Source organism: Streptomyces sp. 11x1 (genome assembly GCF_032598905.1).
GTDB lineage: Bacteria > Actinomycetota > Actinomycetes > Streptomycetales > Streptomycetaceae > Streptomyces.
On sequence record NZ_CP122458.1, the window covers coordinates 5,893,884 to 5,912,068 of the forward strand.

The 18,185-nt window shown below is 71.5% G+C and carries 15 protein-coding genes; 9 read left to right on the top strand and 6 right to left on the bottom strand.

All coding sequences use genetic code 11. The annotated features are described in order from the left end of the window. The first annotated feature begins 193 nt into the window (after nt 1-193). The 6 genes from P8T65_RS26005 (at nt 194) to P8T65_RS26030 (ending at nt 7,929) form a co-directional block, all read left to right on the top strand. Nucleotides 194-1,792, top strand: coding sequence for a carboxyl transferase domain-containing protein (locus P8T65_RS26005; RefSeq protein ID WP_316727657.1), 1,599 nt, complete (start codon nt 194-196; stop codon nt 1,790-1,792). Between the two features lie 35 nt (nt 1,793-1,827). Next, the gene (locus tag P8T65_RS26010; protein ID WP_316727658.1) at nt 1,828-3,720 is read left to right on the top strand and encodes a biotin carboxylase N-terminal domain-containing protein; all 1,893 of its coding nucleotides are present in this window, start codon (nt 1,828-1,830) and stop codon (nt 3,718-3,720) included. 109 nt (nt 3,721-3,829) lie between these two features. After that, nucleotides 3,830-4,993 (top strand): acyl-CoA dehydrogenase family protein, encoded by a 1,164-nt coding sequence (locus tag P8T65_RS26015; protein ID WP_316727659.1) that lies wholly within the window; start codon nt 3,830-3,832, stop codon nt 4,991-4,993. Nucleotides 4,994-5,021: 28 nt separating this feature from the next. After that, on the top strand, nt 5,022-6,590 hold the full coding sequence (locus P8T65_RS26020; RefSeq protein ID WP_316727660.1) for a 4-coumarate--CoA ligase family protein: 1,569 nt from the start codon (nt 5,022-5,024) through the stop codon (nt 6,588-6,590). Then, on the top strand, nt 6,587-7,324 hold the full coding sequence (locus P8T65_RS26025; protein ID WP_316727661.1) for an enoyl-CoA hydratase family protein: 738 nt from the start codon (nt 6,587-6,589) through the stop codon (nt 7,322-7,324). Before P8T65_RS26020 ends, P8T65_RS26025 begins: the two co-directional genes overlap by 4 nt. Then, nucleotides 7,312-7,929 (top strand): TetR/AcrR family transcriptional regulator, encoded by a 618-nt coding sequence (locus P8T65_RS26030; protein ID WP_316727662.1) that lies wholly within the window; start codon nt 7,312-7,314, stop codon nt 7,927-7,929. The genes P8T65_RS26025 and P8T65_RS26030 overlap by 13 nt, the downstream gene beginning before the upstream one ends. A gap of 15 nt (nt 7,930-7,944) precedes the next feature. Here P8T65_RS26030 and pdxH read toward each other — a convergent pair whose 3' ends face one another. Further along, nucleotides 7,945-8,574 (bottom strand): pyridoxamine 5'-phosphate oxidase, encoded by a 630-nt coding sequence (gene pdxH / locus P8T65_RS26035; RefSeq protein ID WP_316731719.1) that lies wholly within the window; start codon nt 8,572-8,574, stop codon nt 7,945-7,947. 163 nt (nt 8,575-8,737) lie between these two features. Between pdxH and P8T65_RS26040 the strand changes: the two genes are divergently transcribed. After that, nucleotides 8,738-9,853 (top strand): citrate synthase 2, encoded by a 1,116-nt coding sequence (locus P8T65_RS26040; RefSeq protein WP_184892661.1) that lies wholly within the window; start codon nt 8,738-8,740, stop codon nt 9,851-9,853. Nucleotides 9,854-9,870: 17 nt separating this feature from the next. On the opposite strand, the gene P8T65_RS26045 is transcribed toward P8T65_RS26040, so the two are convergent. The 3 genes from P8T65_RS26045 to P8T65_RS26055 form a co-directional block, all read right to left on the bottom strand. Next, on the bottom strand, nt 9,871-10,896 hold the full coding sequence (locus P8T65_RS26045) for a 2-oxoglutarate and iron-dependent oxygenase domain-containing protein (RefSeq protein WP_316727663.1): 1,026 nt from the start codon (nt 10,894-10,896) through the stop codon (nt 9,871-9,873). Between the two features lie 516 nt (nt 10,897-11,412). Continuing rightward, complete coding sequence (locus P8T65_RS26050) at nt 11,413-12,903, bottom strand: PAS domain-containing protein (RefSeq protein WP_316727664.1); 1,491 nt, start codon at nt 12,901-12,903, stop codon at nt 11,413-11,415. A 189-nt stretch (nt 12,904-13,092) separates the two neighbouring features. After that, nucleotides 13,093-13,854 carry an SIS domain-containing protein gene (locus P8T65_RS26055; RefSeq protein WP_316727665.1) on the bottom strand — a complete coding sequence of 254 codons (762 nt, stop codon included), beginning with the start codon at nt 13,852-13,854 and terminating at the stop codon, nt 13,093-13,095. A 396-nt stretch (nt 13,855-14,250) separates the two neighbouring features. Here P8T65_RS26055 and P8T65_RS26060 point away from each other — a divergent pair, with 396 nt between their 5' ends. Both P8T65_RS26060 and P8T65_RS26065 read left to right on the top strand, forming a co-directional pair. Continuing rightward, a complete protein-coding gene (locus tag P8T65_RS26060) occupies nt 14,251-14,943 on the top strand; it encodes a metal-dependent transcriptional regulator (RefSeq protein WP_316727666.1) in 693 nt (230 codons plus the stop codon). Nucleotides 14,944-15,875: 932 nt separating this feature from the next. Continuing rightward, on the top strand, nt 15,876-16,733 hold the full coding sequence (locus tag P8T65_RS26065) for an alpha/beta fold hydrolase (RefSeq protein WP_184892669.1): 858 nt from the start codon (nt 15,876-15,878) through the stop codon (nt 16,731-16,733). A gap of 73 nt (nt 16,734-16,806) precedes the next feature. Here P8T65_RS26065 and P8T65_RS26070 read toward each other — a convergent pair whose 3' ends face one another. Both P8T65_RS26070 and P8T65_RS26075 read right to left on the bottom strand, forming a co-directional pair. Beyond that, complete coding sequence (locus tag P8T65_RS26070) at nt 16,807-17,265, bottom strand: hypothetical protein (protein ID WP_316727667.1); 459 nt, start codon at nt 17,263-17,265, stop codon at nt 16,807-16,809. Between the two features lie 132 nt (nt 17,266-17,397). Beyond that, nucleotides 17,398-18,081: a bifunctional DNA primase/polymerase gene (locus P8T65_RS26075; RefSeq protein WP_399100224.1), complete on the bottom strand. Its 684-nt coding sequence runs from the start codon at nt 18,079-18,081 to the stop codon at nt 17,398-17,400. Nucleotides 18,082-18,185 lie beyond the last annotated feature (104 nt).

Genomic DNA, 18,185 nt, shown 5'->3' on the forward strand with positions numbered 1-18,185 from the left:
CTCCTGCGACCGCCCGCCGCCCGGACATTCCGGAGATTCTGCTGTGACCGTCCGCCGCCCGGACCTCCCGAGGGTTCTGCTGTGACTGCCTGCCACTTGGACCTCCCGCAGGGCTCTCCGGCGACCGCCCGCCGCCTGGACACACCGGAGGTCCATCCGTGACCGCCCGCCGCCAGCCCGAGGAGGCCCTCCGGTGACCGTCCTCGCCTCCGCCCTCGACCTGGGCGCCCCCGACCACGTCGCGAACCGCGAGGCCATGCTCGCCCGGCTCGCCGAACTCGACGCCGAGCACGCGAAGGCCCTCGCGGGAGGCGGTGAGAAGTACACCGCCCGCCACCGGGGACGCGGCAAGCTCCTCGCCCGCGAGCGCATCGAACTGCTCCTCGACCCCGACACCCCCTTCCTGGAGCTGTCGCCGCTCGCCGCCTGGGGCAGCGAGTACACGGTCGGCGCCTCGCTCGTCACCGGCGTCGGGATCGTCGAGGGCGTCGAGTGCCTGATCACCGCCAACGACCCGACCGTACGCGGTGGCGCGAGCAACCCGTGGAGCCTGAAGAAGGCCCTCCGGGCCAACGACATCGCCCTCGCCAACCGGTTGCCCTGCATCAGTCTGGTGGAGTCCGGAGGGGCCGATCTCCCCTCCCAGAAGGAGATCTTCATCCCCGGCGGCGCGATCTTCCGCGACCTCACCCGGCTCTCCGCCGCCGGCATCCCCACCGTCGCCGTCGTCTTCGGCAACTCCACCGCCGGTGGCGCGTACGTCCCCGGCATGTCCGACCACGTGATCATGGTCAAGGAGCGGGCGAAGGTGTTCCTCGGCGGCCCGCCCCTGGTCAAGATGGCCACCGGCGAGGAGAGCGACGACGAGTCGCTGGGCGGCGCCGAGATGCACGCGCGCGTGTCGGGCCTCGCGGACCACTTCGCCGTCGACGAACCGGACGCCCTGCGCCAGGCCCGCCGGGTCGTCGCCCGCCTCAACCACCGCAAGGCGTACGCCGACCCGGCCCCGGCCGCGCCCCCGAAGTACGACCCGGAGGAACTGCTCGGCATCGTCCCCGGCGACCTGAAGGTGCCCTTCGACCCCCGCGAGGTCATCGCGCGGATCGTCGACGCCTCCGACTTCGACGAGTTCAAGCCCCTCTACGGCACCAGCCTCACCACCGGCTGGGCCACCCTCCACGGCTATCCGCTCGGCATCCTCGCCAACGCCCAAGGGGTCCTCTTCAGCGAGGAGTCCCAGAAGGCCGCCCAGTTCATCCAGCTCGCCAACCAGCGCGACATCCCGCTGCTCTTCCTGCACAACACCACCGGCTACATGGTCGGCAAGGAGTACGAGCAGGGCGGCATCATCAAGCACGGCGCGATGATGATCAACGCGGTGAGCAACAGCCGGGTGCCCCACCTGTCCGTCCTCATGGGAGCGTCGTACGGCGCCGGTCACTACGGCATGTGCGGCCGCGCCTACGACCCCCGCTTCCTCTTCGCCTGGCCCAGCGCCAAGTCGGCCGTGATGGGCCCGCAGCAACTGGCGGGCGTCCTGTCGATCGTGGCCCGCCAGTCGGCGACGGCCAAGGGACAGCCGTACGACGAGGACGCCGACGCCGCGCTGCGCGCGATGGTGGAGCAGCAGATCGAGTCCGAGTCGCTCCCGATGTTCCTGTCCGGACGGCTGTACGACGACGGGGTCATCGACCCCCGCGACACCCGCACCGTCCTCGGCCTGTGCCTGTCCGCGATCCACACGGCCCCCTACGAGGGCGCACGTGGCGGCTTCGGCGTCTTCCGGATGTGAGGTTGTCTCTCTTGATGTCTCCTGTGATGTCTCCCGTGACCGCACCAGTGATCCAGACGATCGACTCCGTCCTCGTCGCCAACCGCGGCGAGATCGCCTGCCGTATCTTCCGCACCTGCGCCGACCTGGGCATCCGCACGGTCGCCGTGCACTCCGACGCCGACGCGTACGCCCTGCACACGCGCACGGCCGACACGGCCGTACGGCTGCCGGGCGCGGCCTCCGCCGACACCTATCTGCGCGGCGACCTGATCGTGAAGGCGGCCCTCGCCGCCGACGCCGGCGCCGTCCACCCCGGCTACGGCTTCCTCTCCGAGAACGCGGACTTCGCCCGTGCCGTCCTGGACGCGGGCCTCGTCTGGATCGGCCCGCCCCCCGAGGCGATCGAGGCGATGGCGTCCAAGACCCGCGCCAAGGAACTCATGGGCCTGGCGCCCCTGGACGCGGCCGAGGTCACCGGGGACGACCTGCCGGTCCTGGTGAAGGCGGCGGCGGGCGGCGGCGGACGCGGCATGCGCGTCGTACGCCACCTGACAGACCTGCCCGCCGCCCTGGAGAGCGCCCGCGCCGAGGCCGCGAGCGCCTTCGGCGACGGCGAGGTCTTCGTCGAGCCGTATCTGGAGAACGGCCGTCACGTCGAGGTCCAGATCCTCGCCGACACCCACGGCACCGTCTGGCCGCTGGGCACCCGCGACTGCTCCCTCCAACGCCGCCACCAGAAGGTGATCGAGGAGGCCCCGGCCCCCGCCCTGCCCGACGCGCTCACCGAGGAACTCCACACGCTGGCCGTACGCGCCGCGCGCGCCGTCGACTACGTCGGCGCGGGCACCGTCGAGTTCCTCGTCTCCGCCGGCCGGGCCCACTTCCTGGAGATGAACACCCGCCTCCAGGTCGAACACCCGGTGACCGAAGCCGTCTTCGGCCTCGACCTGGTCGCCGAACAGATCCGCGTCGCCGAGGGCCACGCCCTGCCCGCCGACCCCCCACCCGCACGCGGCCACGCCATCGAGGCCCGCCTCTACGCCGAGGACCCGGCCCGCGACTGGACCCCACAGACCGGCACCCTGCACCGACTGGCCGTCCCCGGGGCCGTCTCGTACGGCATCCGCCTGGACACCGGATACGAGGACGGCGACACGATCGGCGTCCACTACGACCCGATGCTCGCCAAGCTGATCGCCCACGCCCCCACCCGGGCGGAGGCGATCCGCAGGCTGGCTGGCGCCCTGGACCGGGCGACGATCCACGGCCCGACCACGAACCGGGCCCTGCTGGTGAACTCCCTGCGCCACGAGGAGTTCACGTCCGCCCGCATGGACACGGGCTTCTACGACCGCCACCTCGACGCCCTCACCGCCAAGACCCCCGACCCGCACGCCCCGCTGGCCGCCGCCCTCGCGGACGCCGCCGCCGGGGGCGACCCCCGCTTCGGCGGCTGGCGCAACGTGCCCTCCCAGCCCCAGACCAAGCGGTACCTGATGGCGGGGGAGGAGCACGAGGTCCACTACCGCCACACCAGGACCGGCCCGGAGGCGGACGACGTCCGAGTCGTCCACGCCGACCCCGGGCGCGTGGTCCTCGAAGTGGACGGCGTCCAACGAAAGTTCGAGGTGGCCCGCTACGGCGACGACATCCACGTCAACGCCACCCCCCTCACCGCCCTCCCCCGCTTCCCCGACCCCACCACCCAACAGGCCCCCGGCTCCCTCCTGGCCCCCATGCCGGGCACGGTCGTCCGCGTGGCGGAGACGCTGAAGCAGGGCTCGACCGTGGAGGCGGGCCAACCCCTGCTCTGGCTGGAGGCGATGAAGATGGAACACAAGATCACAGCCCCGGCGACGGGCACGCTGACGGCCCTGCACGTGGCTGTAGGACAGCAGGTCGAGATGGGCGCCCTCTTGGCCGTGGTCGAGGAGCAGCCCACCTAAAGGGGCGCGGGGCTGTGTCGATATGCGGCTCCGCCGCGCGGGCGCGACCAGCCACAACCCACCCGCACCCTCCTCCCAACGACTGGACCCTCCCCCTTAGGAGCCCCCGATGTCCACGGCCCTCGAATCCGAAGAACACAAAGCCCTACGAGCCGCAGTCTCCGCCCTCGGAAAACGCTACGGCCGCGACTACATGGCCACGATCAACAAAGAGGGCCGTCACCCCGACGAACTCTGGTCCGAGGCCGCCGAACTCGGCTACCTGGGCGTCAACCTCCCCGAGGCCTACGGAGGCGGAGGCGGCGGCATCACCGAACTCTCCATCGTCCTGGAGGAACTCGGCACCGCGGGCTGCCCCCTCCTCATGCTGATCGTCTCCCCGGCGATCTGCGGCACGGTGATCGCACGCTTCGGTACGGAGGCCCAGAAACAAGCCTGGCTCCCCGGCCTCGCCGACGGCTCGCGCCTCATGGCCTTCGGCATCACCGAACCCGACGCCGGCTCCAACAGCCACCGCATCACCACCACGGCCCGCCGCGACGAAACCGGAGACTGGCTACTCACAGGCCGCAAGGTCTTCATCTCCGGCGTCGACCGGGCGGACGCCGTCCTCATCGTCGGCCGCACCGAGGACGCCCGCACCGGCACCCTCAAGCCCTGCCTCTTCATCGTCCCCACGGACACCCCCGGCTTCGAGTACCGCCGGATCGACATGGAACTCCGCGCCGCCGAGAAGCAGTTCGAGCTGACCTTCGACGACATCCGGCTCCCCGCCGACGCCCTGGTCGGCGACGAGAACGCCGGCCTCCTCCAGCTCTTCGCCGGCCTCAACCCCGAGCGGATCATGACGGCCGCCTTCGCCATCGGCATGGCCAGGTACGCCCTCGCGAAAGCCGTCGAGTACGCCCGCGACCGCACGGTCTGGCGCCAGCCCATCGGCGCCCACCAGGCGATCGCCCACCCCCTCGCCCAGTCCCACATCGAACTCGAGCTGGCCCGTCTGATGACGCAGAAGGCGGCCCACCTCTACGACGCGGGCGACGACGCGGCGGCCGGCGAGGCCGCCAACATGGCCAAGTACGCGGCGGGCGAGGCCTGTGTGAAGGCCGTCGACCAGGCCGTGCACACCCTCGGCGGCAACGGCCTCACCGCCGAGTTCGGCCTCGCGTCGCTGATTACGGCCGCGCGCGTGTCTCGTATCGCGCCGGTGAGCCGGGAGATGATTCTCAACTACGTCTCCCACCAGACCCTGGGCCTGCCGAAGTCGTACTGACGGGCACCGTGTGGCGCGAGGAGGAACCATGTTCCGCAGCGAGTACGCAGACGTCCCACCCCTCGAACTCCCCATCCACGACGCCGTCCTGGGCCGGGCCGCCGAGTTCGGCGAGCTGCCCGCACTGATCGACGGAGTCGACGGCACGACGCTCACGTACGAACAACTGGACCGCTTCCACCGCCGGCTCGCGGCCGCGTTCGCCGAGGCGGGCGTCCGCAAGGGCGACGTCCTCGCCCTGCACAGCCCCAACACGATCGCCTACCCGACGGCGTTCTACGCGGCCACCCGCGCGGGCGCCACCGTCACCACCGTGCACCCGCTGGCCACCCCCGGTGAGATGGCCACACAGCTCCAGGACTCCGGGGCGAGCTGGATCGTCACGGTCTCACCGCTGCTGGAGACCGCCCGCGCCGCCGCCGAACGTGTCGGCGGCGTACGGGAGATCTTCGTCTGCGACAGCGCCCCCGGCCACCGCTCGCTGATCGACATGCTCGCCTCCGCCGCGCCCGAACCGGCCGTCGGCATCGACCCGGTGACGGACCTCGCGGCCCTGCCGTACTCCTCCGGCACGACCGGCGTCCCCAAGGGCGTCATGCTCACCCACCGGTCCATCGCCACCAACCTCGCCCAGCTCGAACCGGTCATGCCGGCCGGCCCCGGCGACCGCATCCTCGCCGTTTTGCCGTTTTTTCACATCTATGGCCTCACCGCCCTGATGAACGCCCCGCTGCGGCTCGGCGCCACGGTCGTCGTCCTGCCCCGCTTCGACCTGGAGGGCTACCTCAAGGCGATCGCGGACCACCGCATCACCCACCTCTACGTGGCCCCGCCGATCGTCCTCGCCCTCGCCAAACACCCGGCCGCCGAGCGCTACGACCTCTCCACGGTCCGGCACATCCTCTCCGCCGCCGCACCCCTCGACGCCAAGCTCGCCGCAGCCTGCTCCGCCCGCCTCTCCCTGCCGCCCGTCGTCCAGGGCTACGGCATGACCGAACTCTCCCCCTGCTCCCACCTGGTCCCCCTCGTCCAGGCCGCCGTCGCGCCCCCCGGCACCGTCGGCAAACTCATCGCCGGCACCGAGATGCGGATCGTCTCCCTCGACGACCCCGGCAAGGAGGTCGGCGTCGGCGAACCCGGCGAGATCGTCATCCGGGGCCCGCAGGTCATGAAGGGCTACCTGGGCCGCCCCCAGGCCACCGCCGACATGATCGACTCCGACGGCTGGCTCGCCACCGGCGACATCGGCCATGTGGACGCCGACGGCTGGCTGTATGTCGTCGACCGGGTCAAGGAGCTGATCAAGTACAAGGGGTTCCAGGTCGCCCCCGCCGAACTCGAAGCCCTCCTCGTCACCCACCCCGGCATCGCCGACGCCGCCGTCATCGGCCACTACAACGACGACGGCAACGAGGTCCCGCACGCCTTCGTCGTCCGCCGGCCCACCGCGCGGGACCTCTCCGAGGGCGAGGTGATGATGTACGTCGCCGAACGCGTCGCCCCCTACAAACGCGTCCGCCACGTCACCTTCATCGCCGACGTGCCCCGCGCGGCCTCCGGGAAGATCCTGCGCCGCGAACTCAGGGACCGCCTGTGACCGACCTGATCCACCGTGCCCACGACCGGGGCATCACCACCCTCACCCTCGACTCCCCGGCCAACCGCAACGCCCTCTCGGCGAGGCTGGTCGGGGAGCTGTCGGGCGCGCTCACCCGGTGCGGCGAGGACGACGGCGTACGCGCCGTCGTCCTCGCCCACACCGGGAACACGTTCTGCGCGGGCGCCGACCTGCGGGACCCGCCCGACCCGAAAGCCATGGTCACGCTGCTCCGCCAGATCCTCGACCTGCCCGGACCCGTCGTCGCCCGCGTCACCGGCCACGTCCGCGCGGGCGGCCTCGGCCTGCTCGGCGCCTGCGACATCGCCGCCGCCGGACCCGAGGCCACCTTCGCCCTCACCGAGGTCCGGATCGGCGTCGCCCCCGCCGTCATCTCCCTCACCCTGCGCCCCCGCACCGACCCGCGCGCCCTCGCCCGCTACTACCTCACCGGCGAGCGGTTCGGCCCCGCCGAGGCCGCCCGTATCGGCCTGCTCACGGCCGCCGGGGACGATGTCGACGACGTCCTCGCCCCCGTCCTCGACGGACTGCGCCGGGCCTCCCCGACCGCCCTGGCGGAGACGAAACGCCTGCTCACGGCTAAGGTGCTGGAGAACTTCGACCTGGACGCGGGTGAACTGACCAGCCTGTCGTCCCGGCTGTTCGCCTCCGCCGACGCCCGCGAGGGCATGACGGCGTTCCTCGAAGGACGGGACCCGGAATGGGTGTTGTGAGCATGACTGAAACAGGCCCTGGCGTGGATCGCGGCCCCAAGCAGGACCGCAGCCGCGTCACCCGTCAGCGCCTCCTGGAAGCCGCCGTCTCCTGCCTCGCCGAACACGGCTGGGCCGGCTCCACCGTCTCCGTCGTCGCCGAACGCGCGGGCGTCTCCCGGGGCGCCGCCCAACACCACTTCCGCACCCGCGAGGACCTGTTCACCGCCGCCGTGGAGTACGTCGCCGAAGAGCGCTCCCTCGCCCTGCGCGCCCTCTTCCCCGAAGGCGCCGCCGACCGCCGGGCCGTCGTCGCCGCCGTCGTCGACCTCTTCACCGGCCCCCTCTTCCGCGCCGCCCTCCACCTCTGGGTCGCCGCCTCCAACGAGGAACAGCTCCGCTCCCGCGTCACCGAACTCGAAGCCCGCGTCGGCCGCGAGACCCACCGCATCGCCGTCGACCTCCTGCGCGCCGACGAGACTGTCCCCGGCGTCCGCGAAACCGTCCAGGGCCTCCTCGACATGGCCCGCGGCCTCGGCCTCGCCAACCTGCTCACCGACGACACCGGCCGCCGCGACAAGGTGGTGGCCCAGTGGGCGGCCCTCCTCGACGAGAAACTCGGCTGAGCCGCCCCCGGGACATCAGGGACTCAGCCGCTCCACCGACCACGACCCGTCCGGCTCCGCCACGTACCGCAGCCGGTCGTGCAGCCGGTTCCACCGCCCCTGCCAGAACTCCACACTCTGCGGCACCACCCGGAAACCACCCCAGTGCGGCGGCACCGGCACCTGCTCGCCCTCCGGATAGCGCGCGAGCAACTCCTCGTACGTGGCGTCCAGTTCGGCCCGTGAGGAGATCACCGACGACTGCGCGCTGGCCCACGCCCCCAGCTGCGACCCGTGCGGCCGCGTCCGGAAGTACGCCGCCGTCTCGTCCCGCCCGGTCCGCACCGCCGTCCCCGTCACGATCACCTGCCGGGCCAGCGCGTGCCAGGGGAAGAGCAGCGAGACGTACGGGTTCACCGCCAGGTCAAGGGCCTTGCGCGAGTCGTAGTTCGTGTAGAAGACGAAGCCACGCGCGTCGTACGCCTTCATCAGCACCGTACGAGAAGTGGGGCGCCCCTCCGCGTCGGCCGTCGACACCACCATGGCGTTCGGCTCGAACACCGCCCCCTCCTGTGCGGCCTGGAGGAACCACCGCCCGAACTGCTCCATGGGACCGGCGGCCAGCTCGCTCTCGTCGAGCCCGTCGGCACGGTACTGCTTGCGCATGAGAGCGGGATCGTGATCGTTCACATGGTCATCCTGCCGTATGAACGGCGGACCGGAGGAGAAGTGGCACTGAGTGCCGCCGACCCTCCCTAAAAGTGGCACTCAGGCGTATGGTGCTGGAACCGCCTGTCTCCCTGTCGCACACATCGAGAGGAGCCGCCTGATGTCCGACTTCGACCCCGGCTTTGTACCTGGCCTCGAAGGAGTCGTCGCGTTCGAGACGGAGATCGCCGAACCGGACAAGGAAGGCGGCGCCCTCCGCTACCGGGGCGTCGACATCGAGGACCTGGTCGGCCACGTCTCCTTCGGCAACGTCTGGGGCCTCCTCGTCGACGGCGCCTTCCGCCCCGGCCTCCCGCCCGCCGAGCCGTTCCCCATCCCCGTCCACTCCGGCGACATCCGCGTCGACGTCCAGTCCGCGCTCGCCATGCTGGCCCCCGTCTGGGGCCTCAAACCCCTCCTCGACATCGACGAGGAGCAGGCCCGCGCCGACCTCGCCCGCGCCGCCGTCATGGCCCTCTCCTACGTCGCCCAGTCCGCCCGCGGCCAGGGCCTGCCCATGGTCCCGCAGCGCGAGATCGACAAGGCCCAGTCCGTCGTGGAACGCTTCATGATCCGCTGGCGCGGCGAGCCCGACCCCAAGCACGTCGCGGCCGTCGACGCCTACTGGACCAGCGCCGCCGAACACGGAATGAACGCCTCCACCTTCACCGCCCGCGTGATCGCCTCCACCGGCGCGGATGTCGCCGCCGCCCTCTCCGGCGCCGTCGGCGCCATGTCCGGCCCCCTCCACGGCGGCGCCCCCTCCCGCGTCCTCGGCATGATCGAGGAGATCGAACGCACCGGCGACGCCGACGCCTACGTCAAGCAGGCCCTCGACAAGGGCGAACGCCTCATGGGCTTCGGCCACCGCGTCTACCGCGCCGAGGACCCCCGCGCCCGGGTCCTGCGCCGCACCGCCCGCGACCTCGGCGCCCCCCGCTTCGAGGTCGCCGAAGCCCTGGAGAAGGCGGCCCTGGCAGAACTCCACGCCCGCCGCCCCGACCGGGTCCTCGCCACGAACGTCGAGTTCTGGGCGGCCATCGTCCTGGACTTCGCCGAGGTCCCGGCGCACATGTTCACATCGATGTTCACCTGCGCCCGCACCGCCGGCTGGTCGGCGCACATCCTCGAACAGAAGCGCACCGGCCGACTCGTGCGCCCCTCCGCACGCTACGTGGGACCGGGCGCGCGCAGCCCCCAGGAGATCGAGGGCTACGCGGACATCGCCGCGCACTAGCGAACGGGACCGTACCGTCACGCGGGGCTGAGCAGCCCCGCGTGATGCCGCTCGGCGACGAGCGGATGCGCCCGCAGCTTCCCCTTCAGCTCGTTGAACCCGTACTCGGCGAACAGCGGATTCCCCGGATCGTCGGTCACACCGGGCGCGGTGGAGGCGTACGGAAAGACCAGCGGCTCCACCCGGGCGTCGAGCCGGGGGTTGTAGAAGAACGGCACGGAGAACCGCTCGGTCGCTCCGGGCGGGCTCACCACCCGGTGATGGGTGGCGAGCAGATAGCCGTTCGTCGCCACCTCCAACAACTCCCCGAGGTTCACGACGAACGCGCCCGGAATCGGCGGAACGTCATGGAACAGCCCGTCCGCCCGCTCCACCTGGAGCCCACCGACCTGGTCCTGCAACAGCAAGGTCAGGAACCCGTAGTCCTTGTGGGCGCCCACCCCCTGATCGGCCCCGTCCCCCGAACTCCCCGGATACCGCACCAGCTTCAGCTGCGGATGGGCCCGCTCCCCGAAGATCGGATCGTAGAAATCGGCGGGCGCCCCGATCGAGACCAGCAACTCCCGCAGCAGCCGCTGCGCCACGGCACTGAGACGGTCGATCCACGCGAGCGCGACGGTCCGCAGCTCCGGCAGGGAGGCGGGCCACTGATTGGGTCCCTGGAGCCACCAGTACGCCGGCTCCCCGGGCCCGGGACGCCGGACGGCCCGCTCGGCGCCGATGTCCAACTGGTCCCGCCAGTCCCGACTGCCACCCGTCCGCTCGTCCCCGGTCCGCGTGTAGCCCCGGAAATGCGGCGAGTTGACGTTGTCGAGGGCGAGCCGCTCGGCCTCGGGCAACGCGAAGAACGCCCGCATGGCCGCGTCGAGCCGCCGGATCTCCTCCCCGATCCCGTGCCCGACGAGTTGGAAGAACCCCACGTCATGCGCGGCACTGTGCAACTGCGCGTGCAACAGCGCCCGCGCCTCGGGCCCGCGGTCGGCGGCGGAGAGATCGATGATGGGCAGCTGGAGGTACGACGACGTGGTCGCTGAGTTCGTCATGAGATGCGTCCGAGCGTGAGAAGGAGGAACTGCTGGGGCCGGGCTCTGAGATCTGAGCCCTTGAGCGGAAGCTCCGGATTCAGCCGGAAGCCCGACAGCCCATGCTCGTGACGCGCACGAAGTCCACGTGCCGGCGTCGAACGAGTATCGGAAGCATGGTGAAAGCATACTGCGCCCTACGAAACGCAGACGACCCGCAGACTCTGGGTCCCTCCGCCAGAAGGCGAAGAAGCCGGCCGGACGTACCGGCGAGTCTGCGGGTCGGGTGACTGCTTGAGATTGGGCCGGCTGCGCGCTCAGTACGCACTGGTCCGGCACCGCACTGTGTGTGGTGCTGGGCCGCTAGCCCGCAGCCACCTCACGCGTCCGGTTGCAATACATCTGCCGAACCACCTCCTCTCTCGTGTACCGCACACCTTAAGAAGCGTCCCGGAGACGCTCAAGTGATTTTCCGAGGGGATTGCCGAGGGATTACTCGACGCCCGCTTCAGCGCCTCCAGGCCCTCGCCGTGGCGCCTACTCCGACGACCTCTCCAGTGCCTCCAGGTCCAGGGCCGCCGCGATGTGTATGGCCACGTCCTCCGCGTAGACCGCGTCCGTGCGTTCGAACGGGGTGCGGCCCGCGCCGCGGAGGAAGGTGACGACGCCGAGGGTACGGCCGCGGCTGCGGAGGACCGCGCAGAGGGCGTGCACGGTCTCCGGGGGCCACTGGCGCCCCGTGGCCCACTCGCGGGCCTTCTCCGGTGCGGCCGTACCGGCGCTGGCGCGGACCGAGCCGGCGCGCTCCACGCACTGCAGGGCGGGGTGCCCGGGGCCGTAGCGGACGGGGATGCCGGCGTGACCGGCGAGATGGCTGGGGCCGGGCCGGCCGGAGGGTGTGGCGGCGGCGCGGACGAGCCGGGCGGGCCCTTCGCCGTCGGCCATCGACCCTCCGGCCACGCGGTCGATGAGGGCGTGGTCGGCGAAGCCGGCGAGGGCGAAGTCGAGGTGGACGGTGGCGGCCTCGCCGGGGTCCTCGCACTCGGAGGCGGCGCGTGCGGCCCGGTGGAGCTGGTTGACGCGGAAGCGGAGCTGCGCGGCCTCCTGCTCGGTCTGTTTGGACTCGGTGATGTCCTGGAAGAGCCAGCCGACGCCGAGCGGTACGGGCTCCTCGGCGAGGGGGGAGGCGAGGCGGAGGAATCCGCTCCGCCAGCACCGCCGTTTTTCGCCGTCGGGGGTGCGGACGCCGACCCAGATCTCCGCGGGCGCGGGCGGGGCGCCCTCGGCGAGGACATGGGTGAGGGCGCTCTCCAGTTCCTCTGCGCCCTGGGCGAGCAGTTCGCCGAGGGGGCGTCCGAGGACGGCCGTGCGGCCGATGCCGAGGGAGCGGGCGGCGTGGGCGTTGACGACGGCGGGGCGCAGGTCGGCGTCGACGAGGACGACGCCCCAGGAGGCGTCCTCGAAGAGGGCCTCGCTGAGCGCGATGGACCGTTCGAGATCGATCTGGGCGTGGACCTCGCTGAAGGCGCAGTAGAGGCCTGCGGGCTTGCCGTCGGGTCCGCGTACGGCGGCGGACTGGGTGCGGACCAGGACGCGCCCGCCGTCCTTGGTGACCAGGGCGAACTCGTGCACCTGTCGGCCGCTGGCGTGCATGGCGGCCATCAGCCGCCCCTCGACCTCCTCGGCGTCGGCGGTGCGCACCGCCCACCCGGCGAAGCCGCGGCGGCCCACGGCCTCCTCGGTGCTCCAGCCCAGGATGCGTTCGGCCTCGTGGTTCCAGTGAGTGACGACGCCGTCGGCGTCGAAGGCGCACAGGGCCGCGTCCATCCCGTCGAGGAGGGCGGCGAGGAGGTCGGAACCACCGGCGTCCGCGCAATCCGTGGAGCCCTCGGTGCCTTCGGTGTCCTCGGTGTTCACCGTGCCCTCGATGTCCTCGGTGTCCTCGGTGTCGTCGTTCGTCGGGCCGTCTCGCTCGGGCTTGTCGGGCCCGAGTTCGTCGGTGGCCCCGGTACGCCGGGAAGCACTCACCTGAACCCCCTGCAGGCTGCGTTGCGTCCGCATGTACGGCTGGTACGGCGCGTCGGTTCGCTCACTCGTCATCATTCAACTCGAACGTGACCCAGCCCACATCTGCTTCACGCAAGATTTGGACGAAATCGTTGTACGCCGGATTTCCTCCTCACCCTTCTCAGCGTTCCCACGAATCCAGGGGTGCAGTCAGCGGAGGTAGAAGATCCGATCTCCGTACTCGCGCATCACCCGGTCGTTCCAGTCGAGCCCGCCGTCGACGTTGCCGGAGCGCAGCAGGGGCGGTTCGACGCCCCGGTCCGCGAGGGAGGCGGCGGCGGTGGCCATGACCGACTGCAGGATCGCCGAGGTGACGACGGTGGAGGCCGGGGCGAAGGGGGCGGAGATGGTGTCGAGGGTGAGTTCGGCGTCGCCGACCGCGATCTTCGAGTCGAGGACGAGGTCGCAGTGGTCCTTGAGGAAGGTGCCGGAGGAGTGGCGGGACGTCGTGCGTGTGGCGTACGCGACCGAGGTGACGCCGATGACCTTCGCGCCCAGTTCACGGGCGTGCGAGGCCATCTCGACGGGCAGCGCGTTGCGGCCGGAGAGCGAGATCACCACGAGCAGGTCGCCGGCCCGCAGCGGGCTGCTGTCGAGCACGGCGGTCGCGAGCCCGTCGACCCGTTCCAGCGCGGATCCGAGGGTGGCGGGCACCACGTCCACGCCCACGGCGCCGGGGACCGCCAGCAGGTTCATCAGCGCGAGTCCGCCGGCCCGGTAGACGAGGTCCTGGGCGGCGAGCGAGGAGTGGCCGGCACCGAACGCGAACAGGCGTCCGCCGGTGACGACCGTGTCCGCGATCAGCTCTCCCGCCGCGGTGATCGACCCTGCCTCCTCGTCCCGTACGCGTTCGAGCAGCCCGATCGCCGCGTCGAGGAACCGCCCACCCGCCGTGCCGCCGTCCAGCCCCATGCGCCGACCCCTCCGCCTTCCGCGAGTCCTTGGTGACGCCGATCACGTTAGTGGTCTGGACCAGTGGGGTGTCAATACACGAAGCATGGGCCGGAGAGCGCGGGGCGCAGCCCCCGCTCTCCAGGGGTGCGGGGAACTGCGCGAGAAGCCCCACCCACCCGCACCCGCACCCGCGACCCGGCCTCAGCCGCCCACCCCCCTGGGCGAGCCGGCCCCGAAAGCGGGGCGTCAGGTCACAAATCGGCCACCTGACCGGGCTCATACCGCCGTCGTTCCCCCGGCGCCACCCCGTTGTCAGTCGGATGCGTAAGAATTGGGTCCAGGGCCAGCGCAGCAAGCCGCAGCAAGCCGGTGTGGCCGTCGCAGCCTCCGGCTGAATCTCATCGAGGGGCACGTATGTCCGGACTGATCGACACGACGGAGATGTATCTCCGCACCATCCTCGAGCTGGAGGAGGAAGGTGTGGTCCCCATGCGCGCCCGGATCGCCGAGCGGCTCGACCAGAGCGGCCCCACGGTGAGCCAGACGGTCGCGCGCATGGAGCGCGACGGCCTGGTGTCCGTCGCCGCGGACCGTCACCTGGAGCTCACCGAGGAGGGCCGTCGGCTGGCGACGCGTGTGATGCGCAAGCACCGCCTCGCGGAGTGCCTGCTCGTCGACGTGATCGGTCTGGAGTGGGAGCAGGTGCACGCGGAGGCGTGTCGCTGGGAGCACGTGATGAGCGAGGCGGTCGAGCGCCGCGTCCTGGAGCTGCTGCGCCATCCCACGGAGTCGCCGTACGGCAACCCGATCCCGGGCCTGGAGGAGCTGGGCGAGAAGGACGGCGCGGACCCCTTCCTGGACGAGGGCATGGTGTCGCTGGCCGACCTCGACCCGGGGACCGAGGGCAAGACCGTCGTCGTGCGCCGTATCGGCGAACCCATCCAGACGGACGCCCAGCTGATGTACACGCTGCGCCGCGCGGGCGTGCAGCCCGGTTCCGTGGTGAGCGTGACGGAGGCGGCCGGCGGTGTCCTCGTGGGCAGCGGCGGTGAGGCGGCGGAGCTGGAGGCGGACGTCGCCTCCCACGTGTTCGTCGCCAAGCAGTGACCCTCCCGGGTCCGTAGCCGGGCCCGCACCCGGGTCCGTAGCCGGGCCCGCACCGGCATCCCGCTCCCGCCTGTGCCGCCCGCCCGTGCCCGCGCCCGTCCCTCGCACCTGCCCCTCACCCCGCCGATCCTCGTCGGGGTCGGCCCGCGCACCCGCTGCCGGGCGCTGTTCGACGCGTGTCGGCGGATGTCCGTATCGCCCGCCAACTCCCGGTGCGCAAGGGGGAATTGTGGTGTACGGGGGCCCGTGTCCGGGAACCCGTCCAATCCAATATTCAGTGCGCCGAATCGCAGCGCTCGGGCCGTTCGCGTGCGAGGCTTGCGCGTGAGGCATATGACCTGAGGGGCTCTTGGCCGCCCGAGACGGGGATCCCGGGTGGTGAGGGAGGGGGCGGGGCGGATGTGCCGTGGACACGAGGAGGGCCCCGGCGCCGTGCGGCGCCGGGGCCTGTCCTCCCCTGTACTGACCCGGAGCCCCGAGCTCCCAGGGTCATCCCCCTCGGACCGTTTTCCCCGAGCGGTCCGCCTCCCGTTGAAGATCTCCCCTCGGCGGTGGCGGGCAATCCTTGAGGGAGGTCACTCGAATGAGGGGTGTTGTCGCCAAGGGCGGCATCTTCGAATATGTATTCGATAACGTGGGTGGCGTGTCGCTGTGTGACCCGCGCCATGACTGATGCGAGCGCCCCACACGTAACGTGTCAACCGATATGCGCGCTGTAACACAAGTGCTCGCCGTCCGAGCGGCACGCACGGCGCACGACAGCAGCTGGAGCAGGCGAGCGACGGCGAGAGCCAGGGCGGAAGCGACAGCGGATGCAGTACGGAAGCAGCACGACAGCGGTACGACAGCAGTTGGGACGAGTGGACCGGCCGGCTCGAAGCGGGAGCGAGAGGCGGGAGCGAGCGGTCCGGGCGGGAGTCTGGGGGGTGCCAATGGTGCGGCGCATCGACGTGAGGGGAGCGGGCGGCGTGAGTCTCGCCGCCTGGGAGTTCGGCGACCCGCCCAAGACCGGCGAGAACGAACCCCGGCCGGGGGTGCTGTTATTGCACGGCCTCATGGGCCGCGCCTCGCACTGGGCTCCCACCGCCCGCTGGCTCTCCGAACGCCACCGTGCCGTGGCGCTCGATCAGCGCGGACATGGCCAGAGCGCGAAGCCCGAGCAGGCCGCGTACACCCGTGAGGCCTACGTCGAGGACGCCGAGGCCGCCGTCGAACAGCTGGGCCTCGCCCCGGTCGTCCTCATCGGCCACGCCATGGGTGCGCTGACCGCCTGGCAGCTGGCCGCCCGCCGCCCCGACCTGGTGAGCGGACTGATCATCTGCGACATGCGGGCCTCGGCGCTCGGCGCGGCCTCGCAGCGCGAGTGGGAGAACTGGTTCAAGGCCTGGCCGCTGCCGTTCGCCACCCTCGCCGACGTCCGCAAGTGGTTCGGCGAGGACGACCCCTGGGTGGAGCGCCCCAGCCCGTCCCGGGGCGAGTTCTACGCCGAGGTCATGCACGAGGGGCCCGACGGCTGGCGGCCCGTGTTCGAACCCGAGCAGATGCTGACGACCCGTGAGACCTGGGTCTACGACGCGCACTGGGAGGAGCTGACCCAGGTGCGCTGCCCGGCCCTCGTCGTCCGCGGCCTCGACGGGGAGCTGGGACGCGCCGAGGCCCAGGAGATGGTCCGGGTGTTGCCCCACGGCCAGTACGCGGAGGTCGCAGACGCGGGCCACCTGGTCCACTACGACCAGCCGGACGCGTGGCGCGCGGCGATAGAGCCGTTCCTGGACGGCTTCTCGGCCTGAGCACGAGGTCCCAGCCCCGCTCCGGTCCCGTCACCCGCGACGGCGTCCGTCGTCCAGGCCGTGTCCGTCGGTGTCATCGGCCTCGTCCGAGGCGCTGTACCGGTCCTGGGGTCCAGAGCCAGCTGCGGGTGCGGGACCGCCCGACGATGTCGGCGCTGTGCGCGGCCGCCACCACCGTCATGACCGGCCACGCCAGCAGCGTCGTCAGGAGCTGTGCGTAAGCCCCGTCCGTGCCCAGCGTGACCACCACGAACTCGGCCGGGAAGAGCAGCGCTCCGAGCAGCCCTCCCACGAGGGCGAGTCCCCACACGCGAGCGACGGCGCGAGAAGCGAGCGCCAGGCCTCCGCCGAGGATCAGGCCCATCAGCACTCCGACGACCAGGCTTCCCCCGGAGAGCACAGCCGCGTACCGCACGTTCTGGGTCGCCAGCTGTGTGTCCCCTCCCCTGAGGAATTCCACCGCGGCCACCGCCACGGCGAGTGCGGCCCAGGGCAGGCTCGGAAGGCAAGCCATCAGCAGACCGACTCTCATGCCGCGTCGCAGGGTGCCCTGCCTGTCCATACGCCCCCAGTCCCCAGCCATCGCACGTGCCGCATGGAGGAGATCACGTGAGTGGCCCGGTCGGCCACTTGGGGGAAGGGAACGCGGGCGGCCCCCCCGGAGTTACCGGCGGCCGTCCCGGCCGCACGCGTAGGCGAGCGGGGAGATCAGTTCTTCCGCGTCCGGCAGCCAGCGGTTGGCCGGGGTGGGGCGGCGGGCCCACTGCACGGCGCCCCGGGATCCGTAGCGCGTCGGCGGGGCGGCCACGAACTCGCCCTCGCCCAGCGCCTTGAGATCGAGCGCGAGCGGCGACCAGCCCAACTTCCGCACCAGGTCCGGGACTTTGACCGACGCGCCCGGGAGCACGAAGAACTGCATACGGCGGTCCGGGGTCCAGGTCACCGGCCCGAGCGTCAGCTCCATGCGTTCCATACGGGCGAGCGCCAGCAGGCCGGCGGTCTCGGGAACGTCGATCGTGTCGAACGTACGGCCGGTCGGCAGCAGGATCGACGCGCTCGGCTGCTTCGACCAGAGGCGGCGTGCGACGGTCGCACTGCCTGTCGCCTGGGTCGCCCAGTCCTCGCGCGCCGGGTGCGCGCCGGGGGTGGCGCACGCTGCGTTGCCGCAGGAGCAGATCTGCACCCCGTCGACGGCTTCCAGCCAAGTGCCGGGGAACACGTCCCAATGGCGCTCTTCGGCGTATCGAACGGCGGTGTCCAGCAGCGATTCGCCACGCTGCTTCGGGATTTGGGCAGCTTCAGGGCCCGCGATGGTCTCTTCCACGATGAACACAACTCTAGCGGTCATCAGGGGTTACGGATGTCACATGCGCGGGGGAGAGCATCGTCAACGGGCCCGGGGCGCATGGGTGCATGTCCGGGGGCGCGCGAGAGGGATCACGGAGTGAGCCG